Source organism: Salinibacterium sp. NG22 (assembly GCF_015864925.1).
Lineage (GTDB): Bacteria > Actinomycetota > Actinomycetes > Actinomycetales > Microbacteriaceae > Rhodoglobus.
In genome coordinates this window covers 1-23,542 of record NZ_JADYWG010000001.1, presented here as the reverse complement: position 1 = coordinate 23,542, position 23,542 = coordinate 1, and the positions used below count along the sequence as shown (strand labels likewise).

The 23,542-nt window shown below is 62.0% G+C and carries 23 protein-coding genes, 1 pseudogene and 1 riboswitch; of the genes and pseudogenes, 5 read left to right on the top strand and 19 right to left on the bottom strand.

Annotation, left to right across the window (positions count from 1 at the left end):
• Nucleotides 1–23 precede the first annotated feature (23 nt).
• The 3 genes from I6E81_RS00115 to thiM form a co-directional block, all read right to left on the bottom strand.
• Nucleotides 24–1,565, bottom strand: coding sequence for a bifunctional hydroxymethylpyrimidine kinase/phosphomethylpyrimidine kinase (locus tag I6E81_RS00115; RefSeq protein WP_197105414.1), 1,542 nt, complete (start codon nucleotides 1,563–1,565; stop codon nucleotides 24–26).
• Nucleotides 1,562–2,257, bottom strand: a complete 696-nt coding sequence (gene thiE, locus I6E81_RS00110; RefSeq protein ID WP_197105413.1) for a thiamine phosphate synthase — start codon at nucleotides 2,255–2,257, stop codon at nucleotides 1,562–1,564. Before thiE ends, I6E81_RS00115 begins: the two co-directional genes overlap by 4 nt.
• On the bottom strand, nucleotides 2,254–3,063 hold the full coding sequence (thiM, locus tag I6E81_RS00105; RefSeq protein WP_197105412.1) for a hydroxyethylthiazole kinase: 810 nt from the start codon (nucleotides 3,061–3,063) through the stop codon (nucleotides 2,254–2,256). Before thiM ends, thiE begins: the two co-directional genes overlap by 4 nt.
• Nucleotides 3,055–3,146, bottom strand: a riboswitch (TPP riboswitch). (Overlaps the previous gene by 9 nt.)
• A gap of 181 nt (nucleotides 3,147–3,327) precedes the next feature.
• Between thiM and I6E81_RS00100 the strand changes: the two genes are divergently transcribed.
• Nucleotides 3,328–4,836 carry an MDR family MFS transporter gene (locus I6E81_RS00100; RefSeq protein ID WP_197105411.1) on the top strand — a complete coding sequence of 503 codons (1,509 nt, stop codon included), beginning with the start codon at nucleotides 3,328–3,330 and terminating at the stop codon, nucleotides 4,834–4,836.
• Nucleotides 4,837–5,022: 186 nt separating this feature from the next.
• Here the strand turns inward: I6E81_RS00100 and der are convergent, their stop codons facing one another.
• From der to I6E81_RS00060, 8 genes are all read right to left on the bottom strand, one after another.
• Entirely contained in the window at nucleotides 5,023–6,543 is a 1,521-nt protein-coding gene (der, locus tag I6E81_RS00095; RefSeq protein ID WP_197105410.1) for a ribosome biogenesis GTPase Der, read from the bottom strand.
• A gap of 14 nt (nucleotides 6,544–6,557) precedes the next feature.
• A complete protein-coding gene (cmk, locus tag I6E81_RS00090) occupies nucleotides 6,558–7,232 on the bottom strand; it encodes a (d)CMP kinase (RefSeq protein ID WP_197105409.1) in 675 nt (224 codons plus the stop codon).
• Nucleotides 7,229–8,311, bottom strand: coding sequence for a prephenate dehydrogenase (locus I6E81_RS00085; protein ID WP_197105408.1), 1,083 nt, complete (start codon nucleotides 8,309–8,311; stop codon nucleotides 7,229–7,231). The genes cmk and I6E81_RS00085 overlap by 4 nt, the downstream gene beginning before the upstream one ends.
• Complete coding sequence (locus I6E81_RS00080) at nucleotides 8,308–9,081, bottom strand: pseudouridine synthase (RefSeq protein WP_197105407.1); 774 nt, start codon at nucleotides 9,079–9,081, stop codon at nucleotides 8,308–8,310. Before I6E81_RS00080 ends, I6E81_RS00085 begins: the two co-directional genes overlap by 4 nt.
• The gene (locus tag I6E81_RS00075; RefSeq protein WP_197105406.1) at nucleotides 9,068–9,649 is read right to left on the bottom strand and encodes an SMC-Scp complex subunit ScpB; all 582 of its coding nucleotides are present in this window, start codon (nucleotides 9,647–9,649) and stop codon (nucleotides 9,068–9,070) included. The genes I6E81_RS00080 and I6E81_RS00075 overlap by 14 nt, the downstream gene beginning before the upstream one ends.
• Nucleotides 9,639–10,481, bottom strand: coding sequence for a ScpA family protein (locus I6E81_RS00070; RefSeq protein ID WP_197105405.1), 843 nt, complete (start codon nucleotides 10,479–10,481; stop codon nucleotides 9,639–9,641). The genes I6E81_RS00075 and I6E81_RS00070 overlap by 11 nt, the downstream gene beginning before the upstream one ends.
• Nucleotides 10,465–11,352, bottom strand: a complete 888-nt coding sequence (locus I6E81_RS00065; protein WP_197105404.1) for a ParA family protein — start codon at nucleotides 11,350–11,352, stop codon at nucleotides 10,465–10,467. The genes I6E81_RS00070 and I6E81_RS00065 overlap by 17 nt, the downstream gene beginning before the upstream one ends.
• 160 nt (nucleotides 11,353–11,512) lie before the next feature.
• Nucleotides 11,513–12,406 (bottom strand): site-specific tyrosine recombinase XerD, encoded by an 894-nt coding sequence (locus tag I6E81_RS00060; RefSeq protein WP_368855403.1) that lies wholly within the window; start codon nucleotides 12,404–12,406, stop codon nucleotides 11,513–11,515.
• Between I6E81_RS00060 and I6E81_RS14650 the strand changes: the two are divergent.
• Nucleotides 12,335–12,484 (top strand): annotated as a pseudogene (locus tag I6E81_RS14650) (hypothetical protein); the annotation flags it as partial. The gene I6E81_RS00060 and the pseudogene I6E81_RS14650 overlap by 72 nt on opposite strands.
• On the opposite strand, the gene I6E81_RS00055 reads toward I6E81_RS14650, so the two are convergent.
• The 4 genes from I6E81_RS00055 to I6E81_RS00040 all read right to left on the bottom strand — a co-directional run bounded on the left by I6E81_RS00055 (nucleotide 12,472) and on the right by I6E81_RS00040 (nucleotide 17,663).
• Complete coding sequence (locus I6E81_RS00055; protein WP_231603823.1) at nucleotides 12,472–13,104, bottom strand: NUDIX hydrolase; 633 nt, start codon at nucleotides 13,102–13,104, stop codon at nucleotides 12,472–12,474. The pseudogene I6E81_RS14650 and the gene I6E81_RS00055 overlap by 13 nt on opposite strands.
• Entirely contained in the window at nucleotides 13,094–14,794 is a 1,701-nt protein-coding gene (locus tag I6E81_RS00050; RefSeq protein ID WP_197105402.1) for a CTP synthase, read from the bottom strand. The genes I6E81_RS00055 and I6E81_RS00050 overlap by 11 nt, the downstream gene beginning before the upstream one ends.
• 221 nt (nucleotides 14,795–15,015) lie before the next feature.
• A complete protein-coding gene (gene recN / locus I6E81_RS00045) occupies nucleotides 15,016–16,722 on the bottom strand; it encodes a DNA repair protein RecN (RefSeq protein WP_197105401.1) in 1,707 nt (568 codons plus the stop codon).
• Nucleotides 16,719–17,663, bottom strand: a complete 945-nt coding sequence (locus I6E81_RS00040) for an NAD kinase (protein WP_197105400.1) — start codon at nucleotides 17,661–17,663, stop codon at nucleotides 16,719–16,721. The genes recN and I6E81_RS00040 overlap by 4 nt, the downstream gene beginning before the upstream one ends.
• Nucleotides 17,664–17,952: 289 nt before the next feature.
• Here I6E81_RS00040 and I6E81_RS00035 point away from each other — a divergent pair, with 289 nt between their 5' ends.
• The 3 genes from I6E81_RS00035 to I6E81_RS00025 are packed head-to-tail and all read left to right on the top strand — an operon-like array spanning nucleotide 17,953 to nucleotide 20,056.
• Entirely contained in the window at nucleotides 17,953–18,159 is a 207-nt protein-coding gene (locus tag I6E81_RS00035; protein ID WP_306790134.1) for an SHOCT domain-containing protein, read from the top strand.
• The gene (locus tag I6E81_RS00030; RefSeq protein ID WP_197105398.1) at nucleotides 18,159–19,622 is read left to right on the top strand and encodes a multicopper oxidase family protein; all 1,464 of its coding nucleotides are present in this window, start codon (nucleotides 18,159–18,161) and stop codon (nucleotides 19,620–19,622) included. Before I6E81_RS00035 ends, I6E81_RS00030 begins: the two co-directional genes overlap by 1 nt.
• Before the next feature lie 14 nt (nucleotides 19,623–19,636).
• Nucleotides 19,637–20,056: a DUF302 domain-containing protein gene (locus I6E81_RS00025; RefSeq protein WP_197105397.1), complete on the top strand. Its 420-nt coding sequence runs from the start codon at nucleotides 19,637–19,639 to the stop codon at nucleotides 20,054–20,056.
• Nucleotides 20,057–20,079: 23 nt separating this feature from the next.
• Here I6E81_RS00025 and I6E81_RS00020 read toward each other — a convergent pair whose 3' ends face one another.
• From I6E81_RS00020 to I6E81_RS14265, 4 genes are read right to left on the bottom strand one after another with little or no spacing between them, the layout of a single operon-like run.
• Complete coding sequence (locus I6E81_RS00020) at nucleotides 20,080–20,874, bottom strand: TlyA family RNA methyltransferase (RefSeq protein WP_197105396.1); 795 nt, start codon at nucleotides 20,872–20,874, stop codon at nucleotides 20,080–20,082.
• Entirely contained in the window at nucleotides 20,867–21,019 is a 153-nt protein-coding gene (locus I6E81_RS00015; protein WP_197107238.1) for a hypothetical protein, read from the bottom strand. The genes I6E81_RS00020 and I6E81_RS00015 overlap by 8 nt, the downstream gene beginning before the upstream one ends.
• 2 nt (nucleotides 21,020–21,021) lie before the next feature.
• Nucleotides 21,022–22,056 carry an HAD-IIA family hydrolase gene (locus tag I6E81_RS00010; RefSeq protein WP_197105395.1) on the bottom strand — a complete coding sequence of 345 codons (1,035 nt, stop codon included), beginning with the start codon at nucleotides 22,054–22,056 and terminating at the stop codon, nucleotides 21,022–21,024.
• Nucleotides 22,010–23,395, bottom strand: coding sequence for a hypothetical protein (locus I6E81_RS14265; protein WP_231599717.1), 1,386 nt, complete (start codon nucleotides 23,393–23,395; stop codon nucleotides 22,010–22,012). Before I6E81_RS14265 ends, I6E81_RS00010 begins: the two co-directional genes overlap by 47 nt.
• Between the last annotated feature and the right edge of the window lie 147 nt (nucleotides 23,396–23,542).

The window sequence follows — 23,542 nt, the reverse complement described above, 5'->3', positions numbered from 1 at the left end:
CCAAAACGGCAACTCCGGCCAAATCAGTGAGACGAGATGCCGTGCGCGGCGGCGAAGAACTCGCGTTCATGCTCCGTGGATGCCACGAAAGCGGTGAGCATTGCATCCCGAACCGGAGGGGTCGCGTCTGCGGCGAGCGCCGTCACTATCGTGATGGCCTGCTCTGTGGCATCCGTGAACGCGTCATCGGCATACGTGGTCAGCCAGTCGGCGTAGGGGTGCTCAGGGTGCGCCAGCGGGTGCAGTCGCGACCCGACGTCGTGGTAGACCCAGAAGCACGGCAACAGGGCTGCGGCAAGGACCGCGTAGTCACCACGGGCTGCCGTCGCCAGCAGATGATTCAGGTACCCCGTCGTTATCGCACTGGGCGAAGCCGAGAACAGCTCACCGGCCACCGACCACGACTCGTGCAACTGCAGCTCCGTCACGATGCACCCCTCGGCACTTGAGGCCCAGAAGGCTTGCTCCGCTGCCGTGGGTGCCAGCCGGGCAGCTTCGGCGAGCGCCCGCGCATAATCGCGCAGGTAGAGCGCATCCTGAGCCAGGTACCAAACGAAGTCTCCCCGGTCGAGAGAACCATCCCCCAGCGTCCGCACAAAGTCACCTCCGTCGATCTCAGCCCGCACCGAGGCGATCTCTGCCCACCACTGCTCGCGCACCTCAGCCGCGGTCAGCGCCGTCTCTACGCCTCCGCGCTCCCACGACCCCGCAAAGTGGCTAATCGGACCACGCCCGCTCCCCACCTGCAACGCCGCACCGGCACGGATGCTCTCGCTCAACCACCGCTTCGACTCCCCCACAGCAGCAGCCCACTCACCGCCGGCCGCAATCCGGGTTGCGAGCGCACTCGACAGCGAACAGCCAGTTCCGTGGGTGTTGCTGGTCTCTATACGGATGCCAGCAAACTCGGTCACGACAGCAGCATTCCCGGAACGGGCATCCACCAGCGCGTCCGGAGCCTCGGCCCCGCTCAAGTGTCCGCCCTTGGCCAGTACGCGCACCCCGTAGGAGGCAGAGACTCGCGCCGCCTGCTCCAGCACCTCAGGCCACGTCTCAGCGGCGGGTTCTGCGGCGATGATCGCGAGCTCAGGAATATTCGGCGTGACAAGGTCACACACCCGCACCAGGTCGCGCAGCGCCTGCTCGGCTTCGGCATCGAGCAGTCGGTCGCCACTCGTAGCGACCATCACCGGGTCGAGCACGACCAACGGAGGCCGCGCAGCCTCAAGCCACGCCCGCACGACACCGACAACCTCGACGGTGCCGAGCATGCCAATCTTCACGGCATCGATTGCCACATCGTCGCTCACCGCATCCAGTTGCTCGCGCAAGAACTCAGCGGGCGGCACATGCAGTCCGCGCACCCCCTGCGTGTTCTGCGCCGTCAGAGCCGTGATGGCCGCCATCCCGTAGCCACCATTGGCCGCGATCGACTTCAGATCGGCCTGGATACCCGCACCACCCGAAGGATCGCTGCCAGCAATGCTCAGAACGCGAGGAACCCGCAGACCGCTACCGCTTTCGCTCCGTGTCTGGTCCCGTAGCCCGCTCCGTGCCCCGCTCATGCGTCTTCTCCTTCGTCTTCGGCCGCTGGTACGCCAGCCCACGCTGCGGCGAGCGCGCGAGCCGCCTCTCGCGGATCAGCCGCACCACAGATGGCAGACACCACTGCAGCACCGTCTGCACCGCCCGCACGCAGCAGCGCGAGGTCATCCGGCCCCACCCCACCGATCGCCACGGTCGGTCGCTTACTCGCCGCAATGAGCTCGGCCATGCGATCGTGCCCGAGAGCATCCGGAGCGTCCTTCTTTGTCGTCGTGGGGTGCAAGGCCCCGATGCCGACATAGTCGACACCCGCCGACCCCACACTGGCGTCGTACAGTTGGTCGTCAGTCGATGCGCTCAGACCCACAATCGCCCCCGGGCCTACGAGCGCCCGCACCGACGCTGCGGGCAGATCGCCCTGCCCGACATGCACCCCAGCAACCCGAGCACCCATCTCGCGCGCAGCGAGATAGACATCGACTCGGTCATTGACGAGCACGGGCACCTTCAGCGCCACCGCCGTAGACACTCGAAGCACCAGATCAAGGAAGTCGCGGGCGGGCATGTCCTTCTCGCGCAGCTGCACGATCGTCACTCCCCCGGCCACAGCCTCGTACACGAGATCAACGAGGTCATGCCCGGCAGCTTTCGCCTGAGCCGAATCCGTCACTAAATAAGTGGAAAGGTCGAAACTCTCTCGGAAGCCGCTCATGCGATGACCCCCCGTTCTGCAATATCGTCCACCGAGACTTCGCTCAGGGCATCCAACAGCGCTACCGCAAAGCTTCCCGGCAGTGCCGAACGCTCCGCCGCAAGGTCGGCCGCTACCGTGTACACGCTCGTCGCCGCAACAGCAGCAGTCAGCGCATCCGGAGTCACCGCCGCAAACGCCGCCATGATCGCGCCAAGCGCACAGCCACCACCCGTCACCTTGGTCAGCACCGGATGCCCGTTAGAGAGCCTCACGACACTCACGCCATCGGTCACCATGTCCGTCGCACCCGATACCGCGACGACACCGCCGGTCACCCGCGCGAGCATCTGGGAGGCGGTGAGCGCGGCATCCACACTGCTCGTGCTGTCGACGCCTCGACCTCCCGTGCCCAATTCGGCGAGCGCCAGAATCTCTGAGGCGTTGCCCCGCACGATGGAAGGCCCGAGGTCACGCAGGCGATACGCGAGTGGTGTGCGCACCGGCAGAGCCCCTATGGCGACCGGGTCGAGCACCCAGGGCGTTCCGGCAGCATTGGCGGCCGGTGCAGCTTCAAGGGCTGCAGCGCGCTGCTCTTCGCGACAGGTACCGAGATTGATGAGCACTCCGGATGCCACGCCAGCGAACATGCCGGCTTCTTCCGGGATATCCACCATGGCCGGCGCTGCTCCCACAGCAAGCAACGCATTGGCAGTGAAGCCCACCACCACACTATTGGTGATGCACTGCACGAGAGGCGACGTCGATCTCACCGCCTCGAGCGCATCTTGAGTGGCGGTCAAAAAGTTTGGTGGCGTACGCGACATGCACGACATCCCTTCGCTAGTTCTAACTAGATCAGGTTCGACGGGTGTGTTCTCAGCCCCGCAGGGCACCCCGTGTCACAAGTTGTGCCTCAACGATAGCGGCTTGGCACGGTGTCGTGTTCGCCTCAGGCGAAAGGCAATGTGGACTATTTCAGTGCCGGATGTCGTTGCACCAAGCGACAATAAAGATGACGCGAGATCTGTGCACCCTTTTCAATCCCGGCTGCTGCTTCGTCCTACCGCTTCACACACGACAGGATTTCTATGACCAGCACGGCGCCGATCACCGGCAGCATCCCTCTTTTTGACCCCAACGATGACGGGCCAGCCAGCCCGGTCGATAACAGCGGCCGCAACCGTTTGGTCATCGGCCTGATGCTCGCTGCCACCTTCGTGGTGTTCCTCAACGAAACCTCGCTCGTCGTGGCGATCCCCCGCATCATGGAAGACCTCAACATCGAGCCGAGCACCGCTCAGTGGTTGTCGACGTCGTTCATGCTCACGATGGCCGTGGTGATTCCGATTACCGGATTCCTCATCCAACGCTTCACGACGCGTGGCATCTTCATCACCGCAATGTCTCTCTTCACCATCGGAACTCTGCTGGGGGCTATGGCGCCCACCTTTGCCGTGCTGATTGTGGGACGGGTGATTCAAGCCTCCGGTACCGCCATGATGCTCCCCCTGCTGATGACAACCGTGATGACTCTGGTTCCTGCCGCAACTCGTGGCAAGACCATGGGCAACGTTTCCATCGTCATGTCGATGGCCCCTGCCGTCGGACCAACCGTTGCTGGCCTCGTCTTGGCCGTCTTCGACTGGCGCTGGGTCTTCATCGTCATGATCCCCATCTCTGTCACCGCTCTCCTGCTCGGCATCACGAAGGTAAAGAACGTCACCGACCCCCGCAAGGTATCGATTGACATGCTGTCGGTCATCCTCTCGGCCATCGCCTTCTCCGGCCTGATCTACGGGCTCTCCAGCCTCGGAGAATCAGCCGCCGGAGACTCTGTTCTCATCGCCCCAGCCATCCCCATCAGCGCCGGCGCCATCAGTCTCGTGTTGTTCATCATCCGCCAGCTGAAGCTGCAGAAAACAGACAGTGCTCTTCTCGACCTGCGCACTTTCGCTGCCCCCGGCTTTGCCGTCGCAATCGGCCTCATGATGGTCATGATGGCCGCCCTCTTCGGCACCATCATCCTGCTGCCCATGTTCACGCAAAACGTTCTCGGGCTCGAACCCATCCAGAGCGGACTGCTCGTACTGCCCGGCAGCCTCGTCATGGGGTTCTTGAGCCCCTTCGTTGGCCGCCTCTACGACAAAGTCGGCCCGCGCCCCCTCATGATTCCGGGCTCGATACTGGTGAGCGCATCGTTGTGGAGCTTCACGCTGCTCTCCGAAACCAGCTCACCGTTCATGGTCGTCGCCATCCACGTACCCATGAGCATCGGACTCGCCTTCATGTTCACGCCGCTCTTCACCTCGGCACTGGGCACGCTCAAGCCACACCTGTACTCGCACGGCAGCGCCACCATCAGCACCGTGCAGCAACTTGCCGGCGCTGCAGGCACCGCGCTGTTCATCGCGCTCCTCACGGTGCAGTCGGTCGCCCTTGCCGCTGAAGGCGCGCCAGAGGCCACAGCGCTTGCTGGTGGTGTGCGCCTCGCGTTCATGGCCGGCGGCATCATCTCGCTCTTCGCGATCGTCGCCACGTTCTTCGTGAAGCGTCCCGAATCCGAAACGGCTCCGAGCGACGCCCCTGTCGCTCACTAACTGCACGGTGTGAGCGGACCGCCAACCGGCATCCGCTCACTCCCGGGCGTCACACTCCGGGCGTCACACCCCGGGCGTCACACCCCGGGCGTCACACCCCAGCGGTTAACGCACAAACGGCGAGCCCCTCTCGAAAGAGAGCGGCTCGCCGTTTGGCGTTAAGCCGAAGCTTGTGACCTCGAGAACCTACTTGCGCTTGCGCTTCTCACGCACACGCATGTTGACCTGGATGGGGCTGCCATCGAAGCCGAAGATCTCGCGCAGTCGACGCGTAATGAATCGACGGTACTGCGGGTCCAAGAACCCGGTTGTGAAGAGCACGAACGTTGGCGGGCGGCTCGATGCCTGCGTACCAAAGAGGATGCGCGGCTGCTTGCCACCACGAAGCGGGTGAGGGTGCTCCTGCGTAAGTTCGGCCAGAAGCGCGTTGAACTTACCGGTCGGAATGCGGGTATCCCACGAGGCCAACGCCAGCTCAAGAGCCGGAACGAGCTTCTCCATGTGACGACCGGTCTTAGCCGAGATGTTCACGCGAGGAGCCCAGGCGACGTGCGCGAGGTCCTTGTCGATTTCTCGCTCGAGCAGGTCGCGACGTTCGTCGTCGAGAAGGTCCCACTTGTTGAAGGCCAAAACGAGCGCACGGCCCGATTCGAGCACGAGGTCAACGATCTTGAGGTCTTGAACGCTGAGCGGCTGGCTGACATCGAAGATGACAACAGCGACTTCAGCCTTTTCCAGTGCAGCGCTGGTGCGCAGCGTTGCATAGAAGTCAGCGCCCTGCGCCAAAGCAACACGACGACGGATGCCGGCCGTGTCAACGAAGCGCCAGAACTTGCCGCCGAGCTCAATCTGCTCGTCAACCGGGTCGCGAGTCGTGCCGGCGAGGTCGTTGACAACAACGCGCTCTTCGCCAGCAGTCTTGTTCAGCAGGCTCGACTTGCCGACGTTCGGGCGACCGAGGATAGCAACGCGGCGCGGGCCACCCACTTCTTCCTTGGCGACGGTCGAAATCTTCGGCAGAACCGTGAGCACGTGGTCGAGCAGGTCAGCAACACCACGGCCGTGAACGGCGGATGACGGCCACGGCTGACCAAGGCCGAGGCTCCAGAGCGCTGCGGCATCCGATTCCTGGTGGATGTCGTCAACCTTGTTGGCGACCAAAATCACGGGCTTCTTGGTGGCGCGAAGCATGCGCACGACGTGCTCGTCGGTGGAGGTGGGGCCAACCGTGGCATCCACAACAAAGAGCACAGCGTCGGCGAGGTCGATAGCGATCTCAGCCTGGGCAGCAACAGAAGCGTCGATGCCCTTAGCGTCGGGCTCCCAGCCGCCGGTGTCGACGATGGTGAAGTGACGGTTGTTCCACTCGGCCTTGTAGTTGACGCGGTCGCGGGTTACACCGGGGGTGTCCTCCACAACAGCTTCACGACGACCGATGATGCGGTTCACGAGAGCTGACTTGCCGACGTTCGGGCGACCAACGATCGCCAAAACCGGCAGGGCAGGCAGGTAGTAGATGGCATCCGGATCATCGGATGCGGAGTCGAGAACCGCGAGGTCGTCGTCTTCGAGGTCGTAGTCGCTCAGGCCGGCGCGGAGCGCAGACGTGCGCTGAGCAGCCTCTTCTTCGTTCATTCCCGAAAGACGCTCAACCAGATCTGGGTTCAGTTCGGGAAAGTCGTCTTCGGCGGGCGAATGATCGGCCATGGGTAGTCCTTTGTTTACATGCTGGAGCGAACAAAACTCGCGACGGCCGTCACGGTTTGATCGAAGTCAAGATTGGTGGAATCAATGGTGATGACTCCATCGGCGGCGTTCATGAAGTCCACGACTTTGGAGTCCTGCGCATCTCGATAACTGAGTTGTTGCGCGGTTGTCGTGCTCGATTCTCCGGAGAGTTCGGCCGCACGTCTTCCCATCCTAGCTTCTTCACTGGCTGTGAGCAGAATTCGAGCCTGAGCGTCCGGTGCAACCACGGTCGTGATGTCGCGTCCTTCGACCACAATTCCGGGTTTTTCGCTCCCCGCGATGATGCTGCGGAACAGGTCGACCATGTACTGCCGCACTTCGGGCACGCGTGCGATGTTCGAGACAACGCCCGTGATGCGGGGTTCGCGGATGTCGTCGGTCACGATCTCCGAGTCGACCTTCACAAAGTAGTTGTCAGGGTCAATCCCGATCGAGTACTCAAAACGCGGGAGCGTCTCGATGACGTCGCCGGGCCCGAGGGTGTCAACGCCACGTTCGAGGCAGTGCAGGGCAAAACCGCGGTAGGCAGCGCCAGTGTCGAGGTAGTCGAAGCCGAGTTCGCGAGCAGTCGCTTTCGACACACTCGACTTTCCGCTGCCGGCCGGGCCATCAACAGCCACCACAACAAACGACGGGTTCTTGTTCACGCGAAAGTCTCTGCAATCTTCCAACCACGAGCTTCAAGCTCGCTTATCAATACGGCTTCCTTTTCGGGCAGCACCGAGATTTCAGCCAAACCGAACTGGGCACCCGGTGAATGCTCAAGGCGCAAGTCTTCCATGTTCACGTCGGCTTCGCCGATTTCGGTGAGCAATCGGGCGAGCTCGCCTGGCTTGTCGTCGACCATGACGACGAGTTGGCTGTAGTGCTTGCTCGTTCCGTGCTTGCCGGGAATCCTCGCGACTCCGGCGTTGCCGCCGGCCAAAACTTCGGCGAGGGCACGACGGGCACCCGGAGCATCCGGAGTCTCGAGCGCCTCAATCGCCACACCGAGCTCGGTCTGCAGCTCGCGCAAAATCTCCGCAACGGGGCCCGAGTTTGCCCCCAGAATCTGCACCCACAGCTCGGGGGCGCTCGAGGCAATGCGGGTCGTGTCGCGCAGCCCTTGACCAGCAAGAGCAACAGCGGCATCGGATGCTCCCGCCAACCGATGCGCGAGCAAACTCGCCACCACTTGGGGAACGTGCGAAATCAGAGCCACCGCGTTGTCGTGATCGGAGGCTGACATCGCGACGGGAATAGCACCCAGCTCGATGACAACATCTTCGACCGCGCGACGACGGAAGGGCTCTCCCCTGCCGATGACCCAGGGCCGACCGATGAACAGGTCCGCGCGGGCCGCAATGGCGCCGCCACGTTCGCGTCCGGCGAGAGGATGCGAGCCAACGTAGCGATCAAGATCGGCACCCAGCGCAATGAGTTCCTCGAGCACGCCCACCTTCACGCTCGCGACATCCGTCACCGTGGCACGCGGCCAAGCAATGAGTTCGCGAGCGACAACCTCGGCGGTGACATCCGGCGGAACCGCCACAATCACGAGCGTCGGCTTATCGTCAGCCTGCGGCGCACGACCAGCGCCATAGTCAATCGCGAGGGTTGCGTTAGAGCGCGACGCATCGTGCAAAATCACATCGACGCCCTTGGCCCGCAGGCCGTGGCCGATGCTGGCACCGAGCAATCCCGCACCAACGATGCGTACTTGCCCAGTGATGCGGCCTAGGTTCACGACTGTTCCTCGGCCTCGCGGGCAATCGTCAGCACTGCACCCAACTCCACCTTCGTGAGGTTGCGAGTCTTTCCCAATCCGAGGCTTCCGAGGTTAAGCGGCCCAAACTGGCGACGAACGAGTTCGATTACCGGGTGGCCAACTTCTTCCATCATCCGGCGCACAATGCGGTTGCGGCCCGAGTGCAGGGTGAGCTCCACCATTGTCTGGTCGTTGGATGCTCGGCCGAGCGATCGCGCCTTGTCGACGGCGATCGGGCCGTCCTCAAGCTCGATGCCCTTCATGAGCTGCGAAATTGTTTGAGCGCTCACGGTGCCTTCGACCTTGGCGATGTAGGTCTTCATCACGCCGAAAGAGGGGTGGGCGAGCACGTGGGCAAGCTCGCCGTCGTTCGTGAGGACGAGCAAGCCAGAGGTCTGCACGTCGAGACGGCCGACGTTGAAGAGTCGTTCGTCGTAGTTGCCGGTGTACTGCATCAGGTCGGGGCGACCGCTCTCGTCGGACATGGAGCTCACCACGCCGACGGGCTTGTTGAGCATCACGTAGCGCTTGGTGGTGTCGAGCTGGATCGCACTACCGTCTACCGTCACGCGGTCGGTCGGCTTCACGCGACGGCCAGCTTCTTCAACGACCTTGCCGTTGACCGCAACGCGGCCCTGGTAGATCAAGTCTTCCGAAACGCGACGCGATGCCACACCGGCAGCGGCCATTACTTTTTGAAGGCGTTCGCCCTCGGGATTGCTGGGGCCTGAGCCATTAGCGTTGTTCATCAAAACCGTCCGTACCATCAGATAAAAGTGGCGAGATGGGAGGCAGCTCGGCAATGGAGTTGATCCCCAGTTGCACGAGCATGAGCTCCGTTGTTTCGTAGTGGATGGCGCCCGTCTCGTTGTCGGTAAACGCTTCCGTAATAAGTCCTCGACTCAGTAGCGTACGCACTACTGAGTCAACATTCACCGCACGCACGGCAGCAATGGCTCCCCGGCTGATCGGTTGCTTGTATGCAATCACCGCAAGAGTCTCCAGCGCAGCCTGACTCAACCGCGATGGGTTTTGCGTATAAACGAAGTCGCGCACGGCCGAGTCGTAGTCTTCGCGCACATAAATTCGCCAGCCGCCACCGACTTCGCGGAGTTCAAAACCGCGTCGCGGGCCATCGCCTTCACCGTCGAAATCGGCGCACAGTGCAGTGATTGTCTTGCGGATCGCCGCCACGGGTGCGTTCAGGGCCGTTGCGAGGCTCACGAGGCTCTGCGGCTGGTCGGCAACCATGAAGATCGCCTCGAGCCCGCGGGCGAGGTCGACAACGGGGGTGGCTGTATGTTCGTCAGTTTCCATAATCTGCTCCCAGATTAGCGAGGCTATCGTCTGACCAGTGTTCTGCAGTCCAGCGCACGGTCAGTTCGCCTAAGGGTTCGATCTGTTCAAAGGCAACATTGCCGCCGCGATACAGCTCAAGCACAGCCAAGAAACGTGCCACGACAATGCCCTTCAACTCGGCGCCGGCGATCAATTGGCGGAACGTCTTCGGCTCCCCCGCGCGCAACAGCGCGACGACATGCGCAGCCTGTTCACGGATGCTGATGAGCGGTGCGTGCAAATGGTCGAGCCCCACGCTCGGAATCTCGCGCGGCGTGAACGCGAGAGTCGCGAGGGCGGCGAAATCGTCGAGGCTGAGCGTCCACACGAGTTCGGGAGTTTGAGTGCGGTACTTCTCTTCCAAGCGCACCGATCGCACGGTGCGCGTCGCTTCCGCCTCGAAGTGCGACCCAAACCAATCGCTGGCCTGTTTGAACGCGCGGTACTGCAGCAGACGCGCAAAGAGCAGGTCGCGCGCTTCGAGCAGCGCGACGTCTTCGGCATCCACGAGCTCACCCTGCGGAAGAAGCCCGGCAACCTTGAGGTCGAGCAGCGTGGCAGCAACGACCAAAAATTCGCTGGCCTGATCGAGCTCGTCGATGTCATCCGATCCGTTGTCGGATTCGAAATCGCGCAGGTACGCAATGAACTCATCTGTGATGCGCGACAGCGACACCTCGGTGATGTCGAGCTCATGCTTGGTGATGAGAGACAGCAACAGGTCAAAGGGCCCATTGAAGTTGTTGAGAGAGACCGAGAATCCTGGTGCGGATGCCTCGGTCTCGTCCACGTCGCTAGGCGACGGCGCCACGGGCGATCAGCTCTCGCGCCACCTGGCGGTAGGAGTGCGCCGCAGAGTGGTCGGGGGCGAAGGTCGTGATGGGGGCACCGGCCACGCTGGCATCCGGGAACTTCACGGTGCGACCGATAACGGTCTCGAGAACGTCGTCACCAAAGTTTTCGACAACGCGTTCGAGCACTTCACGCGAGTGCAGCGTGCGCGCGTCAAACATGGTGGCGAGGATGCCGTCGAGCTTGATCGCGGGGTTCAGGCGATCCTGAACCTTCTCGATTGTCTCCACGAGCAGGGCAACACCGCGCAGAGCGAAGAACTCACATTCAAGCGGAATGAGCACGCCGTGGGCCGCCGTCAACGCGTTCACAGTGAGCAAACCGAGCGAAGGCTGGCAGTCGATGAGGATGACGTCGTACTGGTCGCTGACCTTGCGCAGTACGCGCGCCAGGATCGTTTCGCGAGCGACCTCATTGACGAGGTGCACTTCAGCGGCCGAGAGGTCGATGTTGGCGGGGATGACGTCGAGACCGGGAACTTTGGTGTGAACGATCGCTTCTGCCGGGTTCTTGATCGTGCCGAGCAGCAGGTCGTAGATCGTGGGCACATCGTGAGTGGGAACGCCAAGGCCCGCCGAGAGCGCACCCTGAGGGTCGAAGTCGATGGCCAACACTCGGCGGCCATATTCAGCGAACGAGGCGCCAAGGTTAATCGTGGTGGTTGTCTTGCCGACGCCACCCTTTTGGTTGCACAACGAAATAATGCGTGCCGGGCCGTGGCCCGTGAGCGGTGGGGGTTCCGGAAAAACCGTGAGCGGCCGGCCGGTTGGGCCCATTGCCTGAACATCCAACCCCGCCAGCGTCGATTCGTTCTCGCGCTGTGTCGTCATACCAAAAGTTTACGTCGCGCATCCGTCGCAGCCCGCGCTCCCACGCGCGGACACGGCAGGGTCGCCTCTACCAAAGGTTGAAGGTTTGGCAGCGCGACACGCGGGTTAGCGGGGTCGCCGATCAGCCAGCAACGGCATCCCGTCACTCCCCCGGCGCTCGCTAACGTGCTCGCGGATGCGCCGTCGTGTACATGTCACGCAGCGTGTCAGCGGTGACCATGGTGTAAATCTGGGTTGTCGCCACCGAGGAGTGCCCCAGCAGTTCCTGCACTACGCGAACGTCGGCACCGCCCGAAAGAAGGTGCGTCGCAAAGGAGTGCCGAAAGGTGTGCGGCGAGATATCGATCTCAAGTTCTGCACGCTCGGCAGCGGCCTGGATGATCAGCCACACGTTTTGGCGAGACAGCCGAGCTCCCCGCGCCCCGAGAAACAACGCCGGGGTGGCCGCCCCCTTCGCCGAGAGCACGGGACGAGCACGCACGAGGTACTTCTCGATAGCCGACTGCGCAAAACTGCCGACGGGAACGATGCGCTGCTTGTTGCCCTTGCCGAGCAGGCGCACAATGTCGCCGTCGATCATGTCGTCGACGTTGAGTGCCGTGACCTCAGAAACGCGGGCACCGGTGGCATAGAGAAGCTCAAGCAGCGCAGTGTTGCGAAGCGAAATGACCTCATCGCCCGGGAAGGATGCCAGAACGGCAACCATCTGGTCGATCGTGATCGCCTTCGGCAATCGCATCGCTTGCTTCGGAATCGCGACGGTATGCGCGACGTCCTCCGCCGCGAGCGATTCGTCGACGAAAAACGTGTGCAGCCCCCGCACTGTCGACAGCATGCGCGCGACCGAGGAGGCCGCGAGCGGACGCTCGACATTCACTCGCAAGCTGTGCGCAAACGCGGTCACGTCATCCGCTGACACTGCGGCGGGCGTGCTGAGACCGCGCGTACTGAGAAACGACAGATAGCCGTCAAGATCGCGGCGGTACGCTGCGAGAGTGTTCGCCGAAAGGCCGCGTTCGATCGCCAGATGCCGCAGATAGCGTTCTGCGGCGATCGCAATCGCACTTTTCGCTACGGGGCGCGCCGGCTCAGTCATGTCGCTCAACCTACCGCGAGAGGCTATTCAGCGTAGTTTCGCGGATGCCGCGGCCACGGTGCGTCTGGTGCGCCTAGCGTGTTCCAGCCACGGTCGCGTCCGAGTTGCGCCGCCAAGAGACCGAGGCACAGGATCGAGTTCTGCACGCGCCGCTCGAGAACCGCCTCAACGGCATCCTCCAGCGGAACCCAGCGCAGCTCAATACCGGCTTCTTCCGCATAGCGGTCGAACACTTCCCCGGTCGCACTCACACCACGGGCCAAGTAGATGCGCACCGCTTCGTTGCTTCCGCCTGGCGAGGTCAGCATTTCGCTGAGCACATGCCACGACTCGGCTTGCAGGTCGGTTTCTTCGGCCAATTCGCGCTGAGCCGCCAGTAGCGGCGACTCGTTCACGACATCGAGCAAGCCAGCCGGCAATTCCCAATCACGCAAGCGCACCGGATGCCGGTACTGCTTGATCAGGAGCACTCGGTCGCGCTCATCCATGGCCAGCACCGCAACGGCGCCGGTGTGGTTTACAAATTCGCGGGTGATCGCAGAACCGTCGAGCTGAAAACGCTCGCGGTCGACGTTCCACACGTGGCCAGCGAACACCGTTTCGGTGCTCAGCAGCTCCGGTGTGACGCGGTCGTCGCTGAGTTCGTTATGCATCATCCTGCTCAGTCACCTCAAAGAGGCGGCTGGACTTTTGGCGCTCAATTGCAGCAGCGACCAGTCCACGGAACAGCGGGTGGGCACGGTTGGGGCGCGAGAGCAGCTCAGGGTGAGCCTGCGTTCCCACGTAGTAGGGGTGCACCTCGCGCGGCAACTCGACGAATTCGACGAGGGTGCGGTCGGGCGAAATTCCGGAGAACTTCAGTCCGGCATCCGCAATCTGCTGGCGGTACTCGTTGTTGACTTCGTAGCGGTGACGGTGACGCTCGGCGGCCGTCGGCGCTCCGTAGATTTCTTCAACGATGGAGCCGGGCTCGAGGTTGGCGTTGTAGAGACCGAGACGCATCGTGCCGCCCATGTCTCCGCCCGCGATGATGTCGACCTGCTCGGCCATCGTCGCGATAACCGGGTACTTGCTGTCGGCATCGAATTCCGTTGAGGATGCGCCTTCGAGGCCAGCCATGTCGCGAGCGTATTCGATGACCATGCACTGCAGACCGAGGCAAATACCGAGCGCCGGGATGCCGTTCTCACGAACGAATTTGAGGGCGCCTAGCTTGCCTTCGATGCCGCGCACGCCGAAGCCACCAGGAACGACAATGCCATCGAGATCGGCAAGCTGCTTGGCGGCACCTTCGGGCGTTTCACATTCGTCGGAGGGCACCCAGCGAATGTTGACCTTGGCGTTGTTGGCGAACCCACCGGCACGCAGTGCTTCGGTGACCGAGAGGTACGCATCGGGCAGGTCGATGTACTTACCGACTAGGCCGATCGAGACCTCGTTTTTGGGGTTGTGCACGGCTTCGAGCAGTTCGCTCCAGCCATCCCAGTTCACTGACTTCGCTTCGAGCCCGAGCTGGTTAATGATGTAGGCGTCGAGGCCCTGGCTGTGCAGCATTTCGGGGATGTCGTAGATGCTGGAAGCGTCGGTGGCGTTGACGACGGCGTCTTCTTCAACGTCACACATGAGCGCGATCTTGCGCTTGTTGGACTCGGAGACGGGGCGGTCGCTGCGCAGCACGAGAGCATCAGGCTGGATGCCGATCGAGCGCAGTGCAGCAACGGAGTGCTGGGTTGGCTTCGTTTTCTGTTCACCCGAGGCAGCCATGAACGGCACGAGCGAGACGTGAACGAAGAAGACGTTCTTGCGGCCAAGTTCGTGGCGAACCTGGCGAGCGGATTCGATGAACGGCAGGCTCTCGATATCGCCAACAGTTCCACCGATTTCGGTGATGATGACGTCAGGCTGCGGGTCTTCATCGCTGAAAGGGCCGGCGGCCTGCAGGCGCATGCGGCGCTTGATTTCGTCGGTGATGTGCGGGATGACCTGCACGGTGTCACCGAGGTATTCGCCGCGACGCTCTTTGGCAATCACTTCGGAGTAAATCTGCCCGGTAGTGACGTTGGCAGCCTGATTGAGCTTGATGTCGAGGAAGCGCTCGTAGTGCCCGATGTCGAGGTCGGTTTCGGCGCCATCATCGGTGACAAAAACTTCACCGTGTTGGAAGGGGTTCATAGTGCCGGGATCCACGTTCAGATAGGGATCCAGCTTCTGCATGACGACGCGGAGCCCGCGTGCTGTCAGCAGGTTTCCGAGACTCGCCGCCGTGAGGCCTTTACCGAGAGAAGAGACGACTCCTCCGGTGACGAAGATGTGCTTTGTTACGACCGCGTTTGTATTGTCCACCACGGGGTTCCATCCTATGCCTCGTTGAGCAGTTTTGTCGCCGCGCAGGGGTGTTTCGTTATCGGCTTAACAGCCTGCGCGCCCAGGAACGCCGTCGACGGAGACTTCCTGGACACAGTTTTCGGATGCTCGGTCGCTCGTGCGGCCTGTAATTCGCTGCAAGTTAGCGATTCGCGCGCTCAGCTCGCGCTCGGCACGCGCCCGAGTCAGCGACCGCACTCACGTTAGCGACTAGCGCGCTCGAGCTCGTGGGCCGTCTGAATAAGTTCGCGCGCGTGGGCAAGCCCTGATTCGGAGTCGGGCAGACCGGAAAGCAGTCGTGCCATTTCGGCGATGCGCGCTTCTCCTTCGAGCTTGTGCACGCTGGATGCGGTGACTGAGCCGTCGTCACCCTTGATGACGCTCAAGTGGTTGTCCGCAAACGCGGCCACCTGCGCCAAGTGGGTGACAACAATTACTTGAGCGGTGCGGCTGAGTTGGGCCAGCCGTTTGCCGATTTCGATGGCGGCGGCACCGCCGACTCCGGCATCCACTTCGTCAAAGATGAAGGTGGGAACGGGGTCGTTGCCGGCTATGACAACTTCGATGGCGAGCATGACCCGCGAGAGCTCTCCCCCTGAGGCGCCTTTACCGAGTGGGCGCGGTGGTGCTCCCGGATGCGGGCGCAACAGAATCGCGACTTCATCTTTTCCGCTGAACGAGTAGTCGCTGCGGTCTTCGACGGTGACAACGATTTCGGCGTTGGCCATGGCTAGTTGGGTAAGTTCGCTCGTCACTTCGGCAGACAGCCGTTCGGCGCTGCGTGTGCGAACGTCGCTGACCTGAGCGGCGAGGGCGATGAGTTCGCCTTGGTCGGCTTCGACCTGAGCCCGAAGTTCATCGATGCGGGTTGAGTCATTGTCGAGCTCAAGCAAACGTTGGCTGCCAGTGTCGAGCACATCGACGACGTCGTCGAGGCTGTGACCGTGTTTACGCACGAGGGCGGCAAGTTGGCTGCGACGTTCTTCTACCTGCTCAAGTTCGCGGCTGCCATCAGCATCGAGACTGCCTAGGTAGCCAGAGAGATCAGTAGCAATTTCGCCGAGAGTGATGGATGCTGCCGCCAATGCTTCAGCAATCGACGCAAGTTTGTTGTCGTGCTCAGCGACCCGCTCTAGCCCTCGGTGGGCTGAGGCCAGCTGCGCAATCACATCGGAGCTGTCGTCAGCGGCATCCGCTGACAGAACCACGTGGGCGCCTTCTGCCGCGAGCCGGAGCCCTTCTAGGTTGGAGAGTCGATCGGCGCGTTCGGAGAGCTCAACGTCTTCACCGCGGCGCACATCAGCAGCCTCGATTTCGTGGATCGCCACGCGAAGCTCCTCGGCTTCCCGGCTGCGCAAGTCACCTTCGGCAACGAGCACATCGAGTTCAGCCTGTGCTGACTGCCACCGGCGAAAAACGGTGTGGTATTGCTCAAGCACGTTCGCCAATTCGGCGCCGGCAAAGCGATCGAGTGCGTTGCGTTGAGCCGTCGCCGACTTGAGGCGAATCTGTTCGGATTGCCCGTGCACCACAACAAGTTGGTCGCCCAGTTCCGAGAGGACTCCTACTGGCGCACTTCTCCCACCAACGACCGCTCGACTGCGACCTTCTCGCGAAACAGTACGCACGAGCAGAAGTTCACCGTCATCGAGATCGCCGCCCGCATCTCGCACGCGTTCCGCAACGGCCGACTCGGGATCAATAGCCCAGCGGCCTTCAACGGATGCTTGATCACTGTCGGCACGGATCGCTGCAGCATCGGCGCGCTCCCCCAACAGCAGGCCAAGGGCGGTTACGACCATTGTCTTTCCGGCACCGGTCTCACCAGTGAGCGCGGTAAAGCCGGGGCCGAGGGGAAGTCGCGCTGAGGCGATGACGCCAAGGTCGCGAATAAGGATCTCTTCGATCACGACTGGGGTCCCTCCTCCGAAGCTGGGCCACGCCATCCGTACACCGGCAAGTTGAACTTTTCTACGAGTCGGTCAGTGAAGGGTCCTTGCGAGAGTCGGGCGAGGCGCACGGGCACCGGTGAGCGTCGCACAACGACTCGGGCACCCCGAGGCAGCTCGTGAGCACGTCGCCCATCACACCAGAGCACCCCGATTCCTAAGTTTCGGTCCATGACCTCAACGGCCAGCGCTGAGTCTGGGCCGACAACGATGGGACGGGCAAAGAGTGCGTGCGCGCTGAGCGGAACGAGCAGTATCGCGTCGAGGCTTGGCCAGACGATCGGCCCACCTGCCGAGAATGCGTAGGCGGTCGAACCGGTGGGTGTCGACATCACGACGCCGTCGCAACCGAAGGAGGAGAGTGGCCTGCCGTCTACCTCAATCACGACTTCGAGCATCCGCTCTCGGCTCGCTTTTTCGACGGTGGCTTCGTTGAGCGCCCAAGTTTCGTAGACAACCTCAGAGTCGACTTTCACTCTCACCGAGAGCGTCATCCGCTCTTCGACAAGGTAGTCGCGAGCGAGCGCACGCTCGACGGTGGAGGTAAGTTCTTCGCGTTCGCTTTCTGCCAGGAAACCGACGTGGCCCAGGTTGACGCCGAGGAGCGGCGCGCTGCACCCCCGTGTCAGCTCGGCAGCACGAAGAATTGTTCCATCGCCGCCAAGAACGATGACAAGTTCGAGTTCACCCGTCTCGACCTCGTTGCCGAGTCGAGAAACAGGTGAGAGGCTCGGATCAGCCTGAAGAATAGTTTCGTAGCCGTCTGGTGCCAGCACGGGCACGATTCCGGCGCTGATGAGTTGACGGCACACTGAGATGGCGGCAGATAACGACTCGGCGCGGCCAGTGTGAGCGATTACTAGGATGTGGCGATTAGAAGCGTGAGAGTTCTCGGACTGCACCGTGCACCTCTCAGTCGTAGTGATGATGTAAATCGCGCTCTAGGCGATCGCAGAAACCTGCGTTAACCATTCTGTCGGATTCCCACCGACAAGTGCGCTCTGCACGCGATTCTGGGGATATTGCTCCAGTAGATGCGGGCAGAACTCACCGTGGAACCGAATCTGTTCGCACACAGCCTCCTGTATACCTCCAGGGGTATCGTGGCAAGCACGGCACAACCCGAGACGAGAGGAACCAAATCTGATGATGTGGGGATACGGAAATATGGGATGGGCTTGGGGATACGGCTTGTTGGCAATTGTCGGCATTGCCCTGCTGATCTATGTCGTTGTTCGTTTAGCGTCGAAGACGTCGAATCGCAATGAAGCAGCACCAGAGCCGAAGCACGCCAACGCGTCCGGCGCCAAGCAAATCCTCGAAGAACGTTTCGCTCGCGGGGAACTCACCGCAGAGCAATATCGTGAACAGCTTCGGGTACTCGACGAGTCCCAGTAATGCCCGAAATCAGCCGACGCAACGCTTTGATCCTCGGCGGAGTCGGAGTCGCCAGTGTCGCAGTAGGCGGAACCGGTTTCGTCATCAACCAAGGTCGCTCATCTGGCTCAACCTTGGGAACAATCGCAGGAAAATCCCTAGTCGAGCCCACCGAGTTTCGCAGTGCCGACGGCTTGCTCAGCGTTGACCTCGAAACCGCACCCCAACGAGTAACGATCGCAGGCCGCGACGTGAATGCGTTGAGCTATAACGGTGGCGTGCCGGGTCCCACTCTGCGCGTTCGTGCGGGAGACACCCTCACCGTGAACCTGAAAAACGGTTTGACGGACCCCAGCAACCTGCACGTCCATGGGCTGCACGTCTCCCCGGAAGGCAACAGTGACAATATGTTCGTCACCGTCGAGGCGGGAAGCTCATTCGATTACCAGTACGAGTTGCCTGCCGATCATCCCCCTGGCGTGTACTGGTACCACCCGCACCTCCACGGTTTCGTCGCTGAGCAGGTGTTCAGTGGGCTCTATGGCGCGATCATCGTCGAAGACCCCAAACCGATCGCCGTTGATAGGGAGCGCCTCCTCGTCATCTCTGACATCACTCTGGACGCCAGCGGAAACATTCCCGCGGCGTCACCAATGGACGAAATGGCCGGGCGAGAGGGAGACCTCGTTCTTGTCAACGGACAGCTCACGCCAGACATGACTGCTCGATCCGGTGAACGTGAACGGTGGCGCATCGTCAACGCCAGCGTGTCCCGCTACTTACGACTGCGACTCGATGGACAGCAACTGACCCTGCTTGGGATCGACTCTGGGCGGTTTGAATCCCCCCAGGAAGTCGACGAAATCCTGCTCGCGCCCGGCAACCGGGCAGACCTCCTCGTTACCGGCAGCGCCGGAACAGCCACACTTCGCGCCCTCTCCTATGACCGCGGCTCCGCTGGCGGAATGATGATGGGCGGCGGCTTTCGCAACGGCGAAGAAGTCGCGCTCGCCACGTTTACCGTGGGCGGCGAGGGCGTTGACCCACAACCAGCGATCCCACGCCAACCCGCCCAGCGCGACCTGCGCACAGAAACCGTGAACGCGAGACGCGAACTGATTTTCGCCATGGGAATGGGCGGCGGTATGGGCGGCAGCATGATGACCCCCACAATCAACGGCCGCCAATTCGAGTCCAGCCGCGTCGACACCACCGTGCAGTTCGACAGCGTCGAGGAATGGCTGCTGACAAACACCAGCACCCTCGATCATCCGCTGCACTTGCACGTCTGGCCAATGCAAATCGTCGAACAGGATGGACAGCCCGTCGACACCCTCCTGTGGCAAGACGTCGTAAACATTCCCGCACGCAGCACAACACGCGTGCGGATCGCGTTCGAGGACTTCAGCGGAAAAACCGTCTACCACTGTCACATTCTCGACCACGAAGACAACGGGATGATGGGAATCATCGCCGCCAACTAGCAACGGAGACAATCATGAACTATGCACACACCGTCACTGTCTCGCTCCCCTACGAGGACGCGATTGCAGCGACGAAACAAGAATTAGCAAACCAGGGTTTCGGCGTTCTCACCGAAATTGACATTCGAGCGACCTTCAACACGAAGCTTGGCGCCGAGAGCGCGGATGCGGTCGGCGACTACCTGATTTTGGGCGCGTGCAATCCGGCCCTCGCGGAGCAAGCACTCGCCGCCGATCCCGACATGGGTCTTCTGCTTCCGTGCAACGTCGTCATCCGTCGAAGCCCGTCGGCAGAGTCGACTACGGTTCAGACGATCAATCCCCAGACCATGGTTCAACTGAGCGAAGTCGCAGCAGTTCAGGCTGTTGCCGATCAAGCGGATGAACGACTTCGCGCCGCGCTAGCAGCCATCGAGGGCGCCAGCGGCAAGTAGTCCGACCTCAAGGCCCTCATCGCTCAGGCGATGGCAGCAACCTGCGATATCCACTCCGTCGGGTTGCTGCCGGCGGGGGCACTCAACCACACAAGATACTCACGGTTTCCCGCGTTTCCCGCGATCGGTGACGAGATGACGCCTGCCGTGCCGAGACCAAGATCCCACGCCGCCCAGAGCACACCCATGATCGCTTCGTCACGAAGTGCGGCCCCATGCACGATGCCCTCTCGAATGTTGGTTCGCCCAACTTCGAACTGCGGCTTCACAAGCAAAACAAAGTCTGCGGTTTCGCCCACCGAAGCGTGAAGCGCCGGGAGCACGGTGCGAAGCGAGATGAAGGACAGATCAGAGACCACAAGCGTGGGGATTTCGGATGTCCCGCTCAACTCCGCCAGAGATTCAGCGGTGAGATAGCGGGCATTCTCTCGCTCGATAACGCGTACTCGGGCATCCGACCGGATCAAGTCGACGAGTTGCCCGTGGCCGACGTCGAGCGCGATAACTTCGCGAGCACCTCGTTCGAGCAAAACTTGAGTGAAGCCGCCGGTCGACGCGCCAACATCGAGCGCGAGCTTGTCAGTCGCGTCGATGCCGAAGGCGTCGAGACCCGCCACAAGTTTGTGGGCGGCCCGGCTTACGTAATGATCGGTCTCAGCGACCTCGATGACGTGGTCGTCGCTCACCGGAGTGGACGCTTTCGGAATCGCGATTCCTGACACCGTGACGAGACCGTCGGCAATCAGTTTGGCGGCGTGCGTGCGAGAACGCGCAAGACCGCGAGCAGCGAGAGCTGCGTCGAGCCGCACGCTAACCATTGCGCGAGAACGCGTCCTTGCCCTCGAGCTGCTGCTGCAGTTCGTCATGAACCTGAGTGAAGGCGGCAGCTCGAGCTTCGAGCGGTTGGTCTTCGATCAGGCTCAGTCGTGACATCAGTCCATCGACCGGTGATTCATCGCTCATGCTCATGAATATAGCTCCGCTGGCACTTCAAGGGCGTAGATGGCGCTCCCCGAGTTCCAAATTGCTGCTGCGCCGGCACGCAATCGGTCGATGGATGTTCCGGCCGACGTCACGGTCAACCGTTGCCCTTCAAGGCGCACCGTCGCCGTTCCCACCGTCGTCATCACTGCGGCGCCGTCCTGCGTGACGATCGTTTCTGGATAGGGCTCATGCAGCCCACGCAGATCATCAACGATCATCGTCGGTCGCTCATCCGGGATACACGCCAGCACTTGCTTTGCTTGGTCAATGCCGGTCAGAACGAGAAGCGACGGGATGCCGGCCCTGTTAGCCCCGAGAATGTCGGTGTCGAGGCGGTCGCCAATCATCAACGCTTCGCGTGACTCGTAACGAGCAAAGGCCTCCTCGAAGATGGCCACTTCTGGCTTGCCAGCGACGATCGGCAGACGCCCAACGGCGGAATGCACTGCTGACACGAGGGTGCCGTTGCCGGGCGCTGTTCCGCGAGCCTGGGGAATCGTCCAGTCGGTGTTGGTGGCAATCCAGGGAATGCCGGAGTCGCCACCCTTGAGGGCGAACGATGCTTCTGCGAGATCTTTCCACCCCACATGCGGAGCGAAGCCTTGCACGACGGCCGCCGGCGAATCATCAGCCGACCGGGTGACCACGAAGCCTGACTTTTCAAGCTCGTTCGTCAGGCCGTCGCCACCAACAACCATGATGGTCGAACCGGCAGGAACGATAGCGCGCAGCAGGCCCATGGCCGCTTGCGGCGAGGTCACCACGTCGCGCGGTTCCACGGTCAGTCCGAGTTCGCTCAAGTGCTCAGCAACGGATGCGTCGGTGCGCGACGCATTGTTCGTAATGTAGGCAACTTGCGGGCCATCGATCGCGTTCATGCTCTCGACGGCATACGGAATCGCATCCGGACCGCGATAGATAACTCCATCAAGGTCCGCGAGTACGAGCGCGACGCCCGTGAGAGGTGTCCTAGCTGACACGCTCGTCGTTTCCGTCGTCGTTCCCGTCAGTTTCATTAGTGACTTCCAGAGGCCCATTTGCATCCTCAACTTCTACTGCGGTGTCGTCGGATGCCTCGAATTCGAGCTCTTCTTCAATGACTTCGATTGTGGCGTCCTCGTCGTCGCCGAGCGCCGCTTCTGCGACATCCGCGCGAGCAAACCAGATGGCCGCTTCATCGTCACGGCCGAGCTCTTCGAGCACGGTGCCATAGGCGCCGAACAAGGCAGGGCTGTAGGTGAAGGCCTTATCGGGGTCGAGCTGCGGAATCTGCAACTCAACGAGCGCTTCTTCTGCATGGCCGAGGTCGAGGCGTGCTCCCGACATGGCAATAGCAAGCTCAGCTTGGACGGCCGAAGACAGCGTGCTGCGCTTCACCGAGCGACCAAGCTCGAGGGCCCGTTCCGGGCGCTCGAGTCCGCGCTCGCTATCGACCATCATCGGCAACTGGTCGTCACGACCAGTAATGCGACGGTACGTACGCAATTCGCGCAACGCCAAAGCGTAGTCGCCAGTCGCATAGGCGGTGATGGCGAGAGTCTCACGAACAACTCCGATGCGGCCTGCACGGCGCGCAGCAGAAATCGCATGCTGATGAGCAAGTTCAGGGTCTTCTTCGATGAGGCGCGACACCATTACCAGGTGAAGGGCGACACCCTCGGCGTTCTCTTTACTGAGGGTCTTGAGTTCGTTCGAAGCAACCCGGTCAAGCATTTTGGGCGTAACGCCCTCGGGAATCTCGGGAGCCTGGTGGTAGGCCCGAACCGAGCGGATGCCGAAGGGATCGCGATCCTCTTCAGGCTCACGTTCGCTTGCATCGCGGTCTCCGCGTGCGGGCGCTCCGCCCTTGGTCCAGAGTCGTTTCTCGTCGGGGCCACCACGGCGATCGGATCCGCGGTCGGGACGTCCGCCGCGCTCTGGGCGCCCTGAGCCATCGGAACGGAACGGGCGTGCCGGCCGGTCTCCCCTATCGGGACGATCGCCGGAACGCTGCGGACGGCTATCGCGGTCCCCGGAACGTGGTGGACGCGAGTCGCGGTCACGGTCACCGGAACGTGGTGGACGCGAGTCGCTATCGCCGGAGCGCTGCGGGCGACCATCGCGGTCACCGGCGGCATCGCGGCGTGGACGGCGGTCGTCACCCTCAGGCTTGTTGCGCCAAGGGCGGTCGGAGCCGGATGCTGGCTTTCCGCGTGCGGGTCCACCAGCGGCGTTGTCGCGGCGTGGTCTTCCATCGCTTGGTCGTCCCTCACCCGGACGTCCACCTGTGGGACGTCCTCCAGATCGGGGCGCGCCAGAGCGGTTCCCGTGGGGTCGGCTGTCTTGCCGGCCGTCATTTTCTGAGGAATCGGTCATTCGTTGCTCCTGATTTTAGGGTGGGGACTTAACGCAAAATAGCCACCAGCTGTGTCTATGAAACACAGTGGTGGCTATTTTACAATTGAAGTCCGGCGGTGTCCTACTCTCCCACAAGGTCCCCCTTGCAGTACCATCGGCGCAGAG